This window comes from Micromonospora sp. NPDC049102 (genome assembly GCF_043197485.1).
Taxonomy (GTDB): Bacteria; Actinomycetota; Actinomycetes; order Mycobacteriales; family Micromonosporaceae; genus Micromonospora.
Genome location: NZ_JBICTE010000039.1, coordinates 30,849 through 47,964 on the forward strand (window position 1 = coordinate 30,849; position 17,116 = coordinate 47,964).

Consider the following 17,116-nt stretch of genomic DNA (forward strand, 5'->3'; position numbering starts at 1 on the left):
CACGGTGGAGGAAAACGTACGGACCGAGCGATGTGTGGTCGCTGTGGACGGGCCGTCCGGTTCGGGAAAGTCCACCGTGTCGCGGCGACTCGCCGTGAGCATCGGTGCGCGCTACCTGGACACCGGGGCGATGTACCGGGCGATCACGTGGGCCGTGCTGCGCTCCGGCGTGGACCTGACCGACGCCGCGTCGGTGGCCAAGGTCGCCGGCGAGGTCAAGCTGCACATCGGCACCCACCCGCAGGGGTACGCCGTGACCGTCGACGGTGTGGGCGTGGACGCGTACATCCGCGGCCCCGAGGTGACCCAGGCGGTGTCCGCCGTCGCCGCCGTGCCGGCGGTACGGGAGCTGCTGGTCAACCGGCAGCGCGAGATGATCGTCAACGCGGGCCGGATGGTGGTCGAGGGCCGGGACATCGGCTCGGTCGTGGCGCCGGACGCCGACCTGAAGGTCTTCCTGACCGCCTCCGAGGCCGCGCGCGCGGCCCGGCGTAGCGCGGAGGACGCCTCCGACGTGGCGGCCACCGCCGCCGACCTGGCCCGCCGCGACCGGCTCGACTCGACCCGCAAGGTCAACCCGCTGGCCCAGGCACCGGATGCCGTCGTGCTGGACACCACCGAGCTGGGCATCGACCAGGTCGTAGCCCGGCTGCGTGACCTGCTCACCGAGCGGGGCGTGGCATGAGTAGCGATGGAATCGGCTGGGTCGAGCTGCGCGAGCCTGACCTCGCCGTCGAGGAGCCGACCGGCCCGCAGCCGGTGGTGGCCGTGGTGGGCCGTCCCAATGTGGGCAAGTCCACCCTCGTCAACCGGATCATCGGCCGTCGGCAGGCGGTCGTGGAGGACATCCCCGGGGTGACCCGGGACCGGGTGCCGTACGACGCGCAGTGGAACGGCCGGTCGTTCACCGTCGTGGACACCGGCGGTTGGGAACCGGACGCGAAGGACCGCGCGGCGGCCATCGCCGCGCAGGCCGAGACGGCGGTGGTCACCGCCGACGTGGTCCTCTTCGTGGTCGACGCCATGGTCGGCTCCACCGACGTGGACGAGGCCGCGGTGAAGATGCTGCGCCGCAGCGCCAAGCCGGTGATCCTGGTGGCGAACAAGGCCGACAACACCTCCATCGAGATGGAGGCCGTGTCGCTATGGGGGCTCGGCCTCGGTGAGCCGTTCCCGGTGTCCGCCCTGCACGGGCGCGGTTCCGGCGACCTGCTGGACGCCATTCTCGCCGCGCTGCCGGAGGCCCCGGCGATCGTCGAGAACCGGCCGCGTGGACCGCGCCGGGTGGCGCTGGTCGGCCGGCCGAACGTGGGCAAGTCCAGCCTGCTCAACCGCTTCTCCGGCGAGGATCGGGCGGTCGTCGACTCGGTCGCCGGCACCACAGTGGACCCGGTCGACAGCCTGGTCGAAATCGGTGGCCAGACCTGGCAGCTGGTCGACACGGCCGGCCTGCGCAAGCGCGTCGGCAAGGCCAGCGGCACCGAGTACTACGCCAGCCTGCGCACCGCCGGCGCGATCGAGGCCGCCGAGGTGGCCGTCGTGCTCCTGGACGCCAGCGAGCCGATCAGCGAGCAGGACCAGCGGATCCTGTCGATGGTGACCGAGGCCGGCCGGGCGCTGGTCATCGCGTTCAACAAATGGGACCTGGTCGACGCCGACCGCCGGTTCTACCTCGACAAGGAGATCGACCGGGAGCTGCGCCGCATTCCCTGGGCGATCCGACTGAACCTGTCGGCCATGACCGGCCGCGCCGTCGACAAGCTGGCCCCGGCCCTCAACAAGGCCCTCGCCAGCTGGGAGACGCGCGTACCGACGGCACACCTCAACCAGTGGCTCACCGCGCTCGTGCAGGCCACCCCGCACCCGGTGCGCGGCGGCCGCGCGCCCCGCATCCTGTTCGCCACGCAGGCAGGGGTGGCCCCGCCGCGGTTCGTGCTGTTCACCACGGGGCCGCTCGACGCCGGCTACCAGCGGTTCGTCGAGCGCAAGCTCCGCGAGGAGTTCGGGTACGAGGGCAGCCCCATCGAGATCTCCGTACGCCCGCGCAAGAAGCTCGGCCCCGGCGGCCGGGGCAAGGCGCACGGCTGACTCCTGGCGCTTTCTCGGGTGGGCCAGACGGTTACCGTCTGGCCCACCCCCCTAGGACGCTTCAGGGGTTGTGGGGTGGTTCGCTGCCCCGACAATGCGGGTGGGGCCTGTGCGGACGGCTCGGGAGTGCTGCGCTAAGCTGTACCGGCTGTCGCAGGGGGAACTCTGCGGGGGCGGGACGTGGCGCAGCTTGGTAGCGCACTTGACTGGGGGTCAAGGGGTCGTCGGTTCGAATCCGGCCGTCCCGACAGACAAAAAGCCCTGACCAGCGGAAACGCTGGTCAGGGCTTTAAGTTTGTCTATGGGGTTTTGAACCGCCCCCCGAAAACCCCCCATTTACCGGGGTCGACAACCAGGTTCGTCATCCATGCGCATCGTTGGGCACGGTGGGTGCGGGATGTTGCCGGCTTCCGTGGTCGGTGCCGAGTCGCTCGAGGATGTCCGAGACGTCCGGGGCACGGGCGGGCTTGGCGATGTAGTACGTGGCGGTGACTTCCTCGCTGGAGTGCCCAAGCTGTGCTGCGGCGCTTTTCGTGTCGGTCTCTTCCTTGATGAGGGTGGCCACGGTCTTGCGGAAGGTGTGGGGGGTGACCCAGGCGAGGTCGGTGTCGGCGCGAGCTTCACGCCACTGACGGCGGACGTTATTGGGTGAGAGCCAGGTGCCGCGTCGGGAGGCGAAGATCGCGTCGTGGGGGTTGTCGGCGGCGACGCCAGCAGCACCTCGGGAGTGTCCGCGCCGCGACGAGCTTGCGGGCCAGGATCATGCCGACGGCGAAGCGGGGTAGGACGACCATCCGCCAGCCGGCGTCGCTCTTGGTCCAGGGTTGGCGGAAGAAGCCCTGGCCTTTGACGAAGACGAGCGTGCCGCAGATCGTCAGGGTGGGGCGTTCGGCGGCGAGGTCGAGGTCCTCCCATCGCAGGGCAAGGATCTCGCCGATGCGGGCGCCGGTGGCGAGCATCAGGTCGACGATATCCGCCAGGTCGCCGCTGTGCCGTGGTCCAGGCTTTCCGGGGATGGGTCGCTGCCAGTCGCGGATGGCCGTCCGGACGGCCTGGAGGTTCTCGTCGGTGAGGGCGACGACCGTGCGGCGGGGTTTGCGGAGCCGGCCGGTGTCGCGTACGGGGTTGGTGGGGATCGCGCCGTGGCGTACGGCCAGGGCGAACATCTGGCTCAAGACGACTTTGGCGCCCTTGGCCGCCGAGGGATGGTCCTTGGCGATGTCGCGCAGGAACCGATCCAGGCGCCCGACGCTGGCTTCTCTGATTCGGAGGTTGCCCAGGGCGGGCAGGATCGCGTTGCGCGTGCTGGTTTCGTATCGCTGGATGGTCTGTGGTGCGATCCGTTCCTCGGTGGTGATCTCTTCGATCCAGAGGTCGGCGAGTGTGCTGAGGCGGGTCTCGCGGGTGATCTCGTCGTCGTTGGGAGTGGTGCGGTCACGTAGCTTGACCTTCAGCGCTCGTTCCGCGGCCGGGTCGGTGGTGCCGGTGGCCTCGATGTCGCGGGTCTTGCCGTCGTAGTCGCGGAACCGTGCTCGTGCGCGGAACCGATTGGGTCCGAGCTTCTGCGTGCGGATCTTGCCCCAGGTGCCGATGGGTAGTTCAGGTCGGGCCATGGGGTCAGCGCTCCGCGTCGGTGTGGTCGTCGAGCCAGCGTTCGACTTCGCTGCGCCGGTAGCGCAGGGTGTTGCCGACGCGGATGGCGCGTGGTCCCTTGCCTCGGCTGTGCCAGGCGTAGAGGGTGTTCTTCGGCTTGCCCAGCCAGGCGGCGACGTCATCGATGGTCAGGAGAGGGTCGGGCCGCCACTCGGGGGGAGTCGGGGCGGTCATCACTGACCCGCCGTGACGGGCGAACTGGGCTGCGGGTATGGCCTGCCGGGATCGGTGGTTGCATCGGGCCGTACGACCCCGGGGATGGGCTGTGAGTTGGGCGTGCACGGATCGGGTGTCCTTTCAACGTCCCGGCCCGCGTGGGACCGGGTGTCGGTGGCGCTGCCGTTGGGTTTGCTGTTCGCCGGGCGCGCCGGGTGTGCACGTCGATCCATCCGGGACGGGGTGAAGGCATCAAGCCGATCAGCGTGCGCATGGGCGCTGACTGATCGGCCCTGGGTGAAGTCGTGCCGGGGTGACCGCGGGGCGCGGAGGACCACGACGTCTTCATGCTGGACGAGCCATTGCGGGTCGCCGGTGGCGATGGCGTCACGGGTGTTCTTCTGCTGAAAGAACGAGGCCCGGGGGATGATCACGCTGTCGCGGACGCCGCAGATGAGGGCGATGCATTCCTCGACGAGTTCGAGGCCGGCGTTGATGCCGGCGGCGACGACCATCCCGGGGATGTCGATGAGTTCGCCGTGGCGGCGGTAGGGGCGGGCGGTGACGACGACGTGTCCGCCGGGACGCAGCAGTGTCCGGCATCCGGCGAGGATCGCGGTGAACCCGTCAGCCAGCTCGCCGTGACTGCGGTAGGCGAGGTTGTCGGCGCCGCCATACCTGTGGTTGATCTTGCGGACCTTGCCTCGTCTCGGGCCGGGCGTGCGAACGTGGCCGTGGGTGGACGACCCGTACGGCGGTGAGGTGATCACCAAGGAGACTTGCCCGTGCAGGCTGGCCGGCAGCAGTGCCGGTAGCGCGGTTGAGTCCCCGTGGTAGATCTCGCCCCGGCCCGATGCCCCGGTCTGGAGGGTGTGGCGGATGTTGTCCGCCGCCCTGGCGACCCATTCCGCTTCGTACTCGACCCCGACGCCGTGACGGCCGAGGCGCATGGCCTCGATGACGGTGGTACCGATGCCGGCCATGGGATCGAACACCACGTCACCGGGGTTGGTGTAGGTGCGGATGGCGTACCGGGGGATGGTCGGCAGCATCTTGCCGGGGTGCGTCAACGACTCCGGGGTGTACCGGCCGCGCCGCAGGTTCCGCGATGCGGTTTGACCAGTGAGCCAGACCGCACCGAGGTAGCCCTCGGCGAGCAGGGCTGCCAGATCGGACGCGCCGGGGTGCGGCGGTTCGGAGTCGTGGGGGCCGGCGGTGTGGAACGGCGGACGGGGCTCAGGCACGGGCGTTTTCCTCACCGGTGGCGGTGGTGGCGAATACGAGCAGGTCTCGGAAGGTCGGCAGGTGGCGGCCGGCGAGTAGACGGCGGCCGTCGTCGGCCTCGTCGGGGTGTTCTGGGGCGGTGCGTGGCTCGTGCTCGGGCAGCGGGACGAGGACGGCGGGGATGTGCTGGTGGTAGAAGAGTCCGGCGGCGCGGGCGGCGGCGATGACCGTGGCGCGGTGGCTGACCTCGTCCGGCTGGGGCGGCGAGGCGGTGAGTCCGACGAGCAGGAAACCGCCGGGGCGTAGCAGAGGCCGCCAGGTGCTCATTGCTGTGGCGATGCCATCTCGGGTGAGGCCCTGTGCGCTCTTCGGCAGGGTCGCCAGGATCAGCTCGACACGTGGGCCGGGACGTCGCAGGGCGTGGCGGATCCGGCGTTCGGGAGCGGGCGGCATGAGGCGCACCTGCAGGCCGTGGCGACCGGTGAACAGCCGGGCCGGTATTCGGTTCAGGTAGGCGGTCGCGGCGGTGGCGGCGGGGTGCGCGTCGAGGTCGAGCACCACGTCACCGGCTTGGGTGTAGCGGCGGATGAGGTAGGGGAGGTGGTTCGGGGGTAGCCCGTGCCAGTCCGGCACTGCCGGACGGGGCGTGCGCGGGACGTGGGTTCGGGGCAGGAGCAGTCCGACCGGTGCCGGCTGAGGCCGGTCACCGGGGGCGGTGGAGCTGGGCTTCGGCATGGGCGTGTGGGCCGCGTCCGCCGACAAGCGCTGACACTAGTACGGCAGCCGCCGTTCGTGATCATGGTTGGAGTTCGATGGTGAGTCGGCGGGCGTAGTGGGCTCGTCTGGCTCGTGCTTGGTGTCGGCGTCGCCAGCGTGACCAGCGCAAACGGTAGGCGATGCTGCGGGTCGGGTGGGTGAGCAGGACGTTGATCAGGCGGCGGATTTCGTTGACGGTCAACTCGATCATGTCGGGTTGGGCCGGGCGGTGGGCTGATCGGGCGTCGGCGGTGCAGATCGCGAGGACAGCGAGGGCGGCCAGGGCCAGGGTGGTGAACCGGTGCCAGGACGTCCAGAGGCGGACCTGGTGCTGGTCAAGCCCGACTTGGCCCTTTGCGGCTTGGAAGGACTCCTCCACGATCCAGCGAACTCCGGCCACTCGCACGAGGTGGGCGAGGGTGACCGGTCCGGGTGTCCAGCAACGGTAGAAGGCCAGCTCACCGGTGGTGTTGTTACGGCGGATCAGCAGGCTGTGCCGGCCGTCGTCGTCAGGGTCGCCGTCAGGGCCGACGTCGGCCAGCCAGGCCCAGTCGTAGAACCGTGGCCCTTTCGACCCGTCGCCGGCACTGCGCCGGGTCCACGCGGTGGCGGGCAGGCTCTCGGCCAGCCGGTCAGCGCGGCAGCGGGTCTTAGCGCCGTCGATCGGCACGAGGTGATCGCAGGAGACCGCCAGGACGTAACCCAGGCGGTGTTTGCGCATTTCACCTCGCAGCCGGGTGTTGTTGCCGTAGGCCTCGTCCGCGGCGACCCATCGGGCCGGGACCAGGGCCTTCACGGCGGCGGTGATCATGTCGTCGGCCAGCTCGGATCGGGTGGCGAACACGACGTCGTCCGGGACGCCGGCCTGCTCACACCGTCGGCGGTCCTCGGTCCAGGACTTCGGCAGGTAGACCCGCCGGTCGATCAGAGTGTGCCCGTGTTTGCTCGCGTAGGCCAGGAACACGCCGACCTGGGCGTTCTCGATCCGCCCGGCCGTGCCGGTGTACTGACGTTGCACGCCGACGGTGTGCACCCCCTTCTTCAGATCCCCGGTCTCGTCGACGACGAGGACACCGTCGGGGTCACCGAGCCGGTCGACGACGACCTGCCGCACGTCGTCACGCACCGCGTCGGCGTCCCACTTCGCCCGGTACAGCAACCTTTGCATCGCATCCGGTCGGGCATGCCCGACCTGCTCCGCCACCTGCCAGCAGGTCTTGACCTCCAACTCGGCCAACAGTCCGGTGACGAACCCGACCGCCGCCCGGCGGGGCTCAACCCGACAGAACCGCCCGGCGAACGAGTCGATCACCAGGTCGATGGTTCGTCGCCACCGGACAGGCTCTACGCTGTGGCTCTCGGCCACCGCAAGGTCTGATGTTGTGTCCACAACACACAGACGATCATGCGGTGGCCGTCCTCGTTCCCGCGGGATCGATCCGAGGTCACCTCACGAACGGCGGCTGCCGTACTAGGACGAGGGGCGTCGGCGCCGAGACTCAATAGCCCGAGTTAGCTGGGCTATGCCCTCCTCGGAGATGCCGTCGCGCGCTCCCGGTCGCGGAGTACTGCGTCGACCCGTAGCCCACCGGCAAGCTGCAACCGGGGATGGTGCGGAGGGACACGCCGCGGGCGGTGAGGGCGGCGTACCGGTCGCTGCGGAGCAATCATCCGTTGTAACCGCCACGCCGCCGACGGGCAGGGCTGCGACAGCGCGCGCGGGTCGTCGCGGGTCAACGCGTCGTGGTCGACCATCGCGACGTTGATCCCGGCTTCGCAAGCAGCGTGGGCTTTGGGCGCGAAGTGGTCGTCGGGCAGACGCAGCCTCCAAAGTGGTCGGTGTCATTCCTGCGCCCGGCAAGACACACGACCGTTACTTGCGGTACCGGTACGGAGGCGGGATGTCTGTTTTCGGTCGTCCTGTTCGATTGCAACCCCGACGCTCAGTCAGCTTTCAGCCGGGTATCAGGCGCGGCCTGACAGGTCAAGATCTTGTGCGGTCGGTATCAGCGCCCCTACGCTCCGCTAGCCATTCGGCATTGAACATGACGGGGAGGTTGCGGTGCGGGTTGGGGCTTGGCGTTCCAGCGTGTTCAGGCTGTTGACGAGAGACGGTGCAGCGGCTTGGGCGCGTCGTTTGGCTATGGTGTTGATCCTGGTGCTCGTCGCGACGCTGTCTGATCTACCGGCCCGGCCGGCCCGGCCTGTTCAGGCGGCCGCGGCGCCCGCGCCCGCGCCGAATGTGACGTGTCCAGTTGCGCGGCCCGACGAGGTGTCGGCTGGCGTTGCGGCAAAGTTGTGTGGTGCGCGGGTGGAGGTTGCGAACCGGCGGACCGAGACGACGCAGGTGTTCGCCAACGCCGATGGCACGCTGACGGAGGAACAGGCCTTTGCCCCGGTTCGGGTCCGCCAGGGCGACAACACCTGGGTGCCCGTTGACCTCACCCTTGAGCGGCGGTCCGACGGCGTCGTCGCGCCGAAGGCGCACCCGCGCAGCCTGGCCTTTGCCGGAGCAACGTCGGGCGCCGGGGAGCACGAGGTGGCCTCCCTTGGCACTGGGCCCGAGCGGGCGCGGCTCGTCTGGCCCGGCCCGCTGCCCGAGCCGGTGCTGTCCGGGCGGACGATTACGTACCCGGACGTGCGGCCGGGCGTGGATCTGGTGTTCCATGTCCACTCCACCGGTTACGAGCAGCACCTCGTCGTGAAGGATCGGGTAGCGCTGGCGCAGGTGCGAAAGCTGCGTTTGCCGCTGCTCAGCGGCAAGCTCACCGTTGCGGCCGACGGCAGTGGCGGTCTGGTCTTCAAAAACGCTCGTGGCCGGCAGGTCGGCGTGGCCCAGACGCCGCTTATGTGGGACGCGAGGGTCTCGCCTCTCTCCGGTGAGCATGTCAACCGCGGTCCAGTCAGGTTGCGCATGGTGGCAGCCGGCGTAGGCCGGAGCGTGATGGAGTTGACCCCGGACGCGAAGTTCCTGGCCCGATCCGACCTGACCTTTCCCGTGACCATTGACCCGCCGACGTCGCTGTCGGCGTCGTTCGACGCGTTCGTCCAGAACGACTACTCCAGCGACCAGTCCGGGTCCAGCGACCTGAAGTTGGGCTACTCCAACGACGGCGGCACCTTCTACGCCCGCTCCTACCTGCGGTTCAACGCCAGCGGCTTCGCCGGCAGCCGCGTCGTCAGCGCGAAGTTGCGGCTGTGGAACTACCACTCCTGGTCGTGCACGGCCGCCTCGTGGGAGGCCTGGCGGACCGACACCGTCGACTCGTCGGTGCGCTGGACCAACCAGCCGACCGCTCGGGCGAAGGTCGGCACCTCGACCGAGACCCGGGGATACAACTCTTCCTGCGGCGACGGCTACGTCTACATCGAGGTCGGCGGCGCGTTGCAGCACAGCGCGGACAACAACCTGAGCAGCGCCAGCGTGTTGCTGCGGGCCACCTCGGAGAGCTCTACGGCCGGCTGGAAGCGGTTCGACTCCGCCGAAGGCGCCCATCCACCGCTGGTGACCATCACCTATAACAGCGCCCCGTCCGCGCCGTCCGCCCTGGCGGTCGCCCCCTGCTACACCGCGTGCGGATCCGGCGCCCGGACCTCGTCGCTACGTCCGACGCTGTCGGCGAAGCTCGCCGACGCGAACGCCGGTCAGACTCTGCAGGCCGAGTTCGTGGTGCGTAACAAGGCCACCCAGGCGGTGGTGAGCTCGTCTGGACTGCGTTCTGGCAGCCCGGCCTGGTCGAACGGCTCGACTGCCTCGTGGTCGGTGCCGGTTGACCTGGTCAACGGCTCTCAGTACGAGTGGCAGGTCCGCGCCAAGGACCCGTGGAACTACGGCGGGTGGACGGCGTGGACGCCGTTGACGGTGGACACCGAGAAGCCGGGCGTGCCGTTCGTCTCGGCGGCGATCTACCTCGACGATGGACAGCCGCACGGCGGCGCCGCCCAGCCCGACACGTTCACCTTCACCCCGGCCAGCGGCAGCACCGACCTCGCCGCGTTCGTCTACAAGTTCGACTACGACAGCGCGGCGACCACCGTCGCCGCGACCGGCGCGAAGTCGGTGACCCTCACGCCCCGCGACGGCCATCGCACGCTGACCGTGCAGGCGAAGGACTCCGCGGGCAACCTGTCCAACCCCAACCAGTACGTCTTCGACGCCGGTAACGCCGCGCTCGCCGAGCCGCTGCCCGGCGCGACCATCGTCAAGCGCACCAAGCTGCGGATCACCACCCCCGTCGCCGGTTACACCCGCACGTACTTCGAGTACCGGCGCGGCCCCGGCGGGGCAACCCTGCCGGTGCCGTCGGCGAACCTCACCTCCGCCACCGGCGCGCCGATCACCGCCACCGCCGCCAGCCCGGTCGCCCTGTCGACACTCGGCGGATACGCGATCTGGAACGCCACCGACACCCTCGGCCTGATCGGCGGCGTCGTCGAGGTCCGGGCGCACCTCTACACCGCCACCGGCACCACGCCCGCATACACCATCCCGTGGGTCCGGGTCAGCGTTGACTCCAGCGGTGACGGCGCCGCCGACGACGAGGTCGGCCCCGGCTCGGTCAACCTGCTCACCGGCGACTACTCGCTCTCCTCCACCGACGCCGAGGAACTGGGCCTGTCGGTCACCCGCGCGGCCTCCTCGCGCAACCCGGCCGACGGATACCAGCCGATGGCGCAGCGCCTCACCCCCAACCAGCAGCAGGTCTCCACCGACCTGACCGGCTTCACTGTTCCCACCACGTCGTCCGCGCTGCGCTCTACCGCCCGCGGTCAGGGTGAGACCACGCCGGCCGACTCGCTGGAGATCACCCCGGTCACCACGACCAGCAACGACACCTATGTGGCGGTCGGCGGCGACGACGGGGGGATGCGGCTGAGCATGAGCCCCGGCAAGACGTACCGGATGACCGGCTGGATCTACGTGCCGTCCGCCACCGGCCTGGTGCCCGCGCACACCGCGCGGGGTTTGCGGATCGTCGGTTTCCACAAGGTCGGCACCACCTACACCGAGGTCCCCTCCCCGATGGCCGGCTACACCGACGGCTGGCAGGAACTCTCGGTCGACATGACTGTCCCCGCCGGGGCCACCGAAGCGTTCTTCCGGCTCTACAACGGCATGCAAGGCGGCTCCGGCCGCAAGGTCTACTGGGACAACCTTTCCGTCACCGAAATCGTCGCCCCGTTCGGCCCGTCCTGGACCGGCGGCGCCACCGGCGGCGCAGCCGATGTCGACTACACCACCGTCACGCTGCCCGAGCCATCGCTGGCCCGGGTGAACACCATCGACGGAAGCTGGATCACCTTCGCCAAGAACCCCGACGGCACCACCTTCACACCTGAACCAGGCTCGGAAGGTCTGGTGTTGAGCAAGGTCGGCACCACCGCTTACCGCCTCACCGATATAGACGGCACAACTACCGAATTCACCCAGCAGAGCGGTGTTTGGGCTGCGACGTCGTCTTGGACGGCCGAGTCGGACACAACCTCCCGCTACATTTACGACACCACGGGCAGCCGGCTGCTACTTAAGAAGATCATCAACCCGGTCGAGCCAGGAGTCGGTGATTGCTCTGCGGCCAGCCCGGCCCGCGGCTGTGAGGTACTGGAGTACGAGTACGCCAGTTCCACCACCCCCGGCCTGAGCCAGACCACCTTCGGTGACTACCTCGACCGGGTCGCCAGCGTGAAGCTGTGGGCGTGGGATCCAGAGACCGCCGCGATGACCGAGACACACCTGGCTCGATACGCCTACGACGACCAGGGCCAGCTCCGAGAGGTGTGGGACCCGCGGATTAGCCCGGCACTTAAGACCACCTACGAATACGGCGGCGGTCGGATCACCAAGTCCACACCGCCAGGCCAGCTACCCTGGCACCTCGACTACGGCAACCCGGACGTCGACTCCGCCGCCCTCCGCTGGGACCTCGACGCAGGCTCCGGCACCAGCGTCATCGACTCCTCCGGCGGCGGTCGCACCGGCGCCATGGCCTCCGGCGTGTACTGGACGCAGGGCAACGACCCCGACAACCCGGCCGACCGGGCCGCCACCCTGACTGGCGGCACCGGCCAGCAGATCAGCGTCGCCGGCAGCGCTCTGTCCAACACCGCCTCGTACACCGTCTCGGCGTGGGTCCGGTTGACCGACAAGTCCGCCAACCGGACCGCCGTGTCCAAGGACGGATCGCGCACGAGCGGCATGTTCCTCAACTACGTTGCCGCCGACGACCGATGGGCGTTCTCCCGGGTCAGCGCCGACAGCGACAGTGCAACCCCCATTAGGGCAACCTCGAACACCTCGCCCGTGCTCGGCAAATGGACGCATCTGACTGGCGTCTACGACACCGCCAGCGGCCGGATGAAGCTCTACGTCGACGGCGTTCCGCAGACCACCAGCGCCGCCGTCGGCGGCTGGAACGCCACCGGCGGCTACGTCGTCGGCCGAGGCAAGTGGGCCGGCGCCGCCGCGAACATCTGGCACGGCGGCATCGACGACGTCCGCGTCTACGGCAAGGCCCTCACCGACGCCCAAGTCGCCGACCTGGCCGGCGACGAGAGCGCCGGCAAGCTGCTCAAGGTACGCCGAGTTGCCCTCCAACAGGGCTCGAAGACCGCCACCGACGGGGAGATCGCCACCACCGTCGTCTACAACGTGCCACTCACCCAGGCCGCAGGCGGCCCATACAACCTCGACTCAGCCGCCATCTCCACTTGGGGCCAGGTCGACCTGCCCACCGACGCGACGGCTGTGTTCGGACCGGAAGACAACCCTGGCCGGAGCAGCGCCAGCCCGGCTGCACCAGGCACCAACGGCTATCGCTACGCCACCGTCCACTACCTCTCGGGAGGCGGCAAGGAAGCCAATACCGCGACACCTGGCGGCCACATCGACACCCAGGAGTACGACCGCTTCGGCAACGTCATCCGAACGTTGGAGGCCACCGATCGGGCGTTGGCTCTAGGCACCCTACCCGGCGCCGAAGCCTACTTGGCCGAACTGGGCCTGCCGGGCTCGGACACCGCGACCCGGGCCCTCGCCCTGTCGACCATCAACACCTACGCCTCCGACGGTATCGACCTAGTCGACGTGCTCGGCCCTACGCAGACTTTGGTGCTTGAGAACGCTTTGGCGGATCCGGACGGCACTGGTCCGTTGGAAGCCAAGTCCCCTGGCGCCACCGTCATCGGGCGTGCTCACATCGTCAACAAGTACGACGAGGGTAAGCCGGATGGCGCTGCGTACCACCTGGTCAGCACCGAGACGAAGGGCGTGCAGGTGGTCGGCTACCCAGACGCCGACGTGCGGATCAGCCGGAAGAACTACAACGCAGAGTATGGCGGCGTGTCCGGCTGGACGCTGAAGAAGCCGACCAGGGAGATAGCCGACGCGAGTGCTGGCGGAATGAACCTCAGTTCGGGCGCGGTGTATGACACCGCCGGCCGGATCTTGAAGTCGGTGGGAATCGGGTCTTCCGGAAATGACGCCAGGACACAGGAAACCGTTTACTACACCGCCGGCCCCAACAGCCAGGACAGTGCGTGTGGCGGCAAACCGGAGTGGGCGGGCCAAACTTGTGCCACCCGGGCGGCCGGGTCGGTCACCGGCCACGACCCAGCCCGAATGACCACCACCCTGCCAATCCGTCGCGTCGCTGAATACACCCGTTACGGCAACGAGGCCGTAGTGACAGAGACCGCAGGGGGTAAGTCCCGGACGACTACCAGCGTGTACGACCCTGCGGCCCGGGTGATCAGCGAAGCGATCACCTCCGAGGAAGGCGCGACCGTCGACACGGTCAACACCGAGTACAGCTCGACTTCAGGCGAGTCCACGGTCACCCACACGGGCGGAGCCGCCATCAGTCGAGAGTACGACCTGCTGGGCCGCCTAGCCTCGTACACAGACGCTGATGGTGCGACCACAGTCAATGAGTTCGACCGCTTCGGCAAGTCCGTGAAGGTGTCCGATCCAACCGGGGTCGTTAGCTTCAGCTACGATCGGCTGGCCGAGCCTCGTGGCCTTCTGACCAGCGTCACTGACAGTGTCGCCGGCACGTTCTCGGCGAGGTATGCCCCTGACGGGCAGTTGACCGAGCTGAAATATCCGGGTGGTCTCACCCGCAGCGATCGGCTGGACGCCAACTTGCAACCGGTGGAGCGCACCTACACCCGCGACTCGGACGGCACCGTGATCTTCTCTGAGTCAGCAGTAGAGAACACCGCCAGCCAGTGGGTGAACCACAGCTACACCGGTGGCAGCAAAACCTACGGCTACGACCGGATTGGCCGGCTGGTCAAAGCCCAGCACCACAGCGCGATCACCGAGGGGTGCGTCACCCGCACCTATGCTTACGACGACCGGACGAACCGCACTGACAGCGACACCTTTGCTCCGGCAGCCGACGGAAGCTGCGAAGAGTCGACAAGGACCGCAATTCAGAGCCACGCGTACGACACCGGCGACCGGCTAACCGATGACGGGTACGTCTACGACGCCTTTGGTCGGACGACGAAAACCTCCGGAGGCCTTGTCAACAGCTATTTCGCGAATGACCTGGTACAACGCCAGCAGATGGGCGAGGCAAGGCAGACCTGGACGCTGGATCCGACGCACCGATTCCGTGCATTCACCACGGAAACGCTGGTTAACGACAACTGGATCTCCGGCACTTCGAAACTGAACCACTACAGCGACGACTCTGACGAGCCACGATGGGTCGTCGAGGACACCACGCTGGGCAGTATCACCCGCCTGGTATCCGGCCCAGATGGCGACCTGGCCGCCACCACGTCCGCGAATGGCGACGTGGTGTTGCAGTTAACAAACCTGCACGGTGATGTAGCGGCGACGGTGGACATCGCGCTGACCGAGCCCGAGTTCTTCGACTACGACGAGTTTGGCAATGTGGTGGCCGGGCAGGCCGACCAGCGGTATGGCTGGCTGGGAGGTAAGCAGCGCTCCGGCGAGGCGATGGCCGGTGTCATCCTGATGGGTGTCCGGCTCTACAGCCCAGAGTTGGGCCGGTTCCTCCAGGTCGACCCGGTGGACGAGGGAAGCTGCAACGCCTATGAGTACGCCTGCGCAGACCCGGTCAACAACGAAGACCTGGATGGCAAGAAGGTCAGAAAGCTTTGCCGCATCAAAAATTGGTGCGCCAAAACCATCGGTTGGGCGGCTCGAGGAATCTCCAAGGCGCACAGTCGGTTCAGCAACTGGCAGCTCCGTACGGCCACCGGGTTCGTTGCTCGTGCAATAGCAAAGGGTGTGAAGTTCAAGGCCCGATTCAAGGGAACCAATTGGAAGAACAAGCGTCTGCAGTACAAGGGGAAGAAGGCGGGCTGGCGGGTCGGCTACGACCGTAAGCCGCACCCCTTCGGGCGCCTAGGAAATCGGAAGCACTTCCAAGTTGACTGGTGGCGGCCGGGGACGAAGGGAAGTCATCGGACCTGGCGAATCCCGGTGTTCTGGTAGCCTGACCAGCTGCAGAGGCGGCAGCAGATAGGAAGAAGCCATGACACTCAACATTGAGGTGGCGGAGGGGATCGCCGAGCAAGCTCTGGCGGAGTTGCAGCAACTGCCCTTCGCTGAAATTGAACCGCTGCTCGACGACAATAAAAAGACCGTCGTTACTGGTGCCGACGGCACGCAGTACAACGTGGTGACATACGCCTTGCCGGATCTGGATGACTCAGTGCGTGTGGTCGTCGCGGTCGACGATGGTGGGCGCTCCGCCTTTAAGCCCTTGGTCCGCGACATCATCGTCGCCCCGTAACACGCAAAGTGCACGAGACGGCCGACCGGGCGTACCCGACGGGTGCGCCCGAGTCGCCGTCGTTGTAGAACGGACGGCGGAAATCGCTGGCGATTGTCTCCGACAGTGAGATGCACTGATGCAGTCCGCGGTTTATCCCGCGCCCGCCGCGCCGCCGGCTCGGTCAGCCACCTGGCAGCGACCCAATAATCGACGCAGCCGTCGGTGTGCATCTGAAAGCGCCGGACGCGCCCGCCGATCGGCAGCCGATCGCCTGGTCCATCGCTCCGAAGCGGCGCTCCCACGCCGTGCCCCGGACCGGCCGTGTCTCGCTTACGGCCAAACTCGCGATCATCGAATCAACCATCGAGTACGCACTGGACGGCAGCGGCGAGAAACTGTTCGTCGTCGGGATGGGTGAGCATGACAGCGACCCCGAATGGCGTTTCCGAGCGGTGAGCGGCGCGCCGCTGATTGGCGACGAAGAACTCACCATCGTGGTCAAGACGCCAGCAGGCACTTCCGCCCGAGCGGACGTCACGGTGGCCGCGACCGTCAAACACCGCGGGCTTGGGTTCCTCCCGTACCGAGCGGACCTGCCGCCTGTGGTACGGACCATCGACCTGCCCGCCATGTAACCCTGAATTTGTTCGAACGCAGCCCCGGCAATGAGATCGAACGCTAGGAGTTGACCGTGGAGGTGACGCCGGAACTGGTGCGACCGTGTACGTGCCGCAGGCGGCCGGCTCGAGTTGACGGGCTTGAACGAGGAGGCCCAGGAGGCGTGGCGGCATGCGGCGATGACGACCAACTGCGGCTGCAACGAGCGGGCCCGCATCGGCTGCGTACCTCGCCGTTACCGGGCGGAATGTCGCTGCAAAACCGCTCCCCACTTGGCAGAGTCCCTTCTACCTGCACTGGAGCTGCCTCACACGTCACCTGCGCTTCCCAGCCCTCACTGCGAAGGGTGGCGACGAGTTGGAGCCAGGACCCGGAGTGCTGCTGGTGCCATCGCCGTCGAGCCTCATCCATGAGGCCATGGTCCTGGACCTACCTCGGACTCCACAGAAGGGGGTGGCCGGGTGGGTGAGCTTCCCCCGCTTTGATGGAGGGGTGTTTACCTGCTGCCGGTCGGTGCAGGGGTGACGCTATCTGGCTCGGTCTGGCTGGTGTGTTGGTGGTGCCAGGCGGTTTCGTATTCGTCGGGGCTGAGGTCGTCCAGTTCTTTCTGGATGCGGCGGGTGTTGTACCAGCCGTCGATGTAGGCGAAGATCGCGTTCTCGGCCTCGTCGCGGGTCCGCCAGGACGTGCGGTAGACGAGTTCGATCTTCAGTGTTGACCAGAAGTTCTCCATCAGCGCGTTGTCGTAGGAGTCGCCGACGGAGCCCATCGAGGGCAGGATCCCGTTGTCCTGTAAGCGTTCCGCGAAGCGAAACGACGTGTAGTTGGCGAATTCAAGTGGTCGTCGCAACACCTCGATCAAGGGGTGT

At 67.9% G+C, this 17,116-nt stretch carries 10 protein-coding genes, 1 tRNA gene and 1 pseudogene; 6 read left to right on the forward strand and 6 right to left on the reverse strand.

From position 1 onward, the window contains the following. Positions 1 to 4 precede the first annotated feature (4 nt). From cmk to ACGFH9_RS27510, 3 genes are all read left to right on the forward strand, one after another. The gene (cmk, locus tag ACGFH9_RS27500) at positions 5 to 685 is read left to right on the forward strand and encodes a (d)CMP kinase (RefSeq protein WP_393224796.1); all 681 of its coding nucleotides are present in this window, start codon (positions 5 to 7) and stop codon (positions 683 to 685) included. After that, complete coding sequence (der, locus tag ACGFH9_RS27505) at positions 682 to 2,088, forward strand: ribosome biogenesis GTPase Der (protein ID WP_393224754.1); 1,407 nt, start codon at positions 682 to 684, stop codon at positions 2,086 to 2,088. Before cmk ends, der begins: the two co-directional genes overlap by 4 nt. Positions 2,089 to 2,262: 174 nt before the next feature. After that, positions 2,263 to 2,336, forward strand: a tRNA-Pro gene (locus ACGFH9_RS27510). 113 nt (positions 2,337 to 2,449) lie between these two features. Here ACGFH9_RS27510 and ACGFH9_RS27515 read toward each other — a convergent pair. From ACGFH9_RS27515 to ACGFH9_RS27535, 5 genes and pseudogenes are all read right to left on the reverse strand, one after another. Further along, a pseudogene (locus tag ACGFH9_RS27515) lies at positions 2,450 to 3,701 on the reverse strand (tyrosine-type recombinase/integrase). Positions 3,702 to 3,705: 4 nt separating this feature from the next. Beyond that, positions 3,706 to 3,915, reverse strand: a complete 210-nt coding sequence (locus ACGFH9_RS27520; RefSeq protein ID WP_393224757.1) for a helix-turn-helix transcriptional regulator — start codon at positions 3,913 to 3,915, stop codon at positions 3,706 to 3,708. Then, the gene (locus ACGFH9_RS27525) at positions 3,915 to 5,141 is read right to left on the reverse strand and encodes a DNA methyltransferase (protein WP_393224759.1); all 1,227 of its coding nucleotides are present in this window, start codon (positions 5,139 to 5,141) and stop codon (positions 3,915 to 3,917) included. Before ACGFH9_RS27525 ends, ACGFH9_RS27520 begins: the two co-directional genes overlap by 1 nt. Next, positions 5,134 to 5,856 (reverse strand): hypothetical protein, encoded by a 723-nt coding sequence (locus tag ACGFH9_RS27530; RefSeq protein WP_393224799.1) that lies wholly within the window; start codon positions 5,854 to 5,856, stop codon positions 5,134 to 5,136. The genes ACGFH9_RS27525 and ACGFH9_RS27530 overlap by 8 nt, the downstream gene beginning before the upstream one ends. Positions 5,857 to 5,917: 61 nt before the next feature. Continuing rightward, on the reverse strand, positions 5,918 to 7,186 hold the full coding sequence (locus ACGFH9_RS27535; RefSeq protein ID WP_393224802.1) for an IS701 family transposase: 1,269 nt from the start codon (positions 7,184 to 7,186) through the stop codon (positions 5,918 to 5,920). Between the two features lie 834 nt (positions 7,187 to 8,020). On the opposite strand from ACGFH9_RS27535, the gene ACGFH9_RS27540 reads away from it, so the two are divergent. The 3 genes from ACGFH9_RS27540 (at position 8,021) to ACGFH9_RS27550 (ending at position 16,264) form a co-directional block, all read left to right on the forward strand. Continuing rightward, positions 8,021 to 15,346, forward strand: a complete 7,326-nt coding sequence (locus ACGFH9_RS27540) for a LamG-like jellyroll fold domain-containing protein (protein ID WP_393224762.1) — start codon at positions 8,021 to 8,023, stop codon at positions 15,344 to 15,346. Between the two features lie 40 nt (positions 15,347 to 15,386). Then, positions 15,387 to 15,647: a hypothetical protein gene (locus ACGFH9_RS27545; protein WP_393224765.1), complete on the forward strand. Its 261-nt coding sequence runs from the start codon at positions 15,387 to 15,389 to the stop codon at positions 15,645 to 15,647. 206 nt (positions 15,648 to 15,853) lie between these two features. Continuing rightward, positions 15,854 to 16,264 carry a hypothetical protein gene (locus ACGFH9_RS27550; RefSeq protein WP_393224768.1) on the forward strand — a complete coding sequence of 137 codons (411 nt, stop codon included), beginning with the start codon at positions 15,854 to 15,856 and terminating at the stop codon, positions 16,262 to 16,264. A 479-nt stretch (positions 16,265 to 16,743) separates the two neighbouring features. Here the strand turns inward: ACGFH9_RS27550 and ACGFH9_RS27555 are convergent, their stop codons facing one another. After that, entirely contained in the window at positions 16,744 to 17,100 is a 357-nt protein-coding gene (locus tag ACGFH9_RS27555; protein WP_393224805.1) for a transposase, read from the reverse strand. Positions 17,101 to 17,116: the final 16 nt, after the last annotated feature.

Excerpts from the sequence above, each read along its gene's own strand:
- der (WP_393224754.1), top strand. The coding sequence starts at position 682 with ATGAGTAGCGATGGAATCGGCTGGGTCGAGCTGCGCGAGCCTGACCTC.
- ACGFH9_RS27520 (WP_393224757.1), bottom strand. The coding sequence starts at position 3,915 with ATGACCGCCCCGACTCCCCCCGAGTGGCGGCCCGACCCTCTCCTGACC.
- ACGFH9_RS27530 (WP_393224799.1), bottom strand. The coding sequence starts at position 5,856 with ATGCCGAAGCCCAGCTCCACCGCCCCCGGTGACCGGCCTCAGCCGGCA.
- ACGFH9_RS27540 (WP_393224762.1), top strand. The coding sequence starts at position 8,021 with ATGGTGTTGATCCTGGTGCTCGTCGCGACGCTGTCTGATCTACCGGCC.
- ACGFH9_RS27545 (WP_393224765.1), top strand. The coding sequence starts at position 15,387 with ATGACACTCAACATTGAGGTGGCGGAGGGGATCGCCGAGCAAGCTCTG.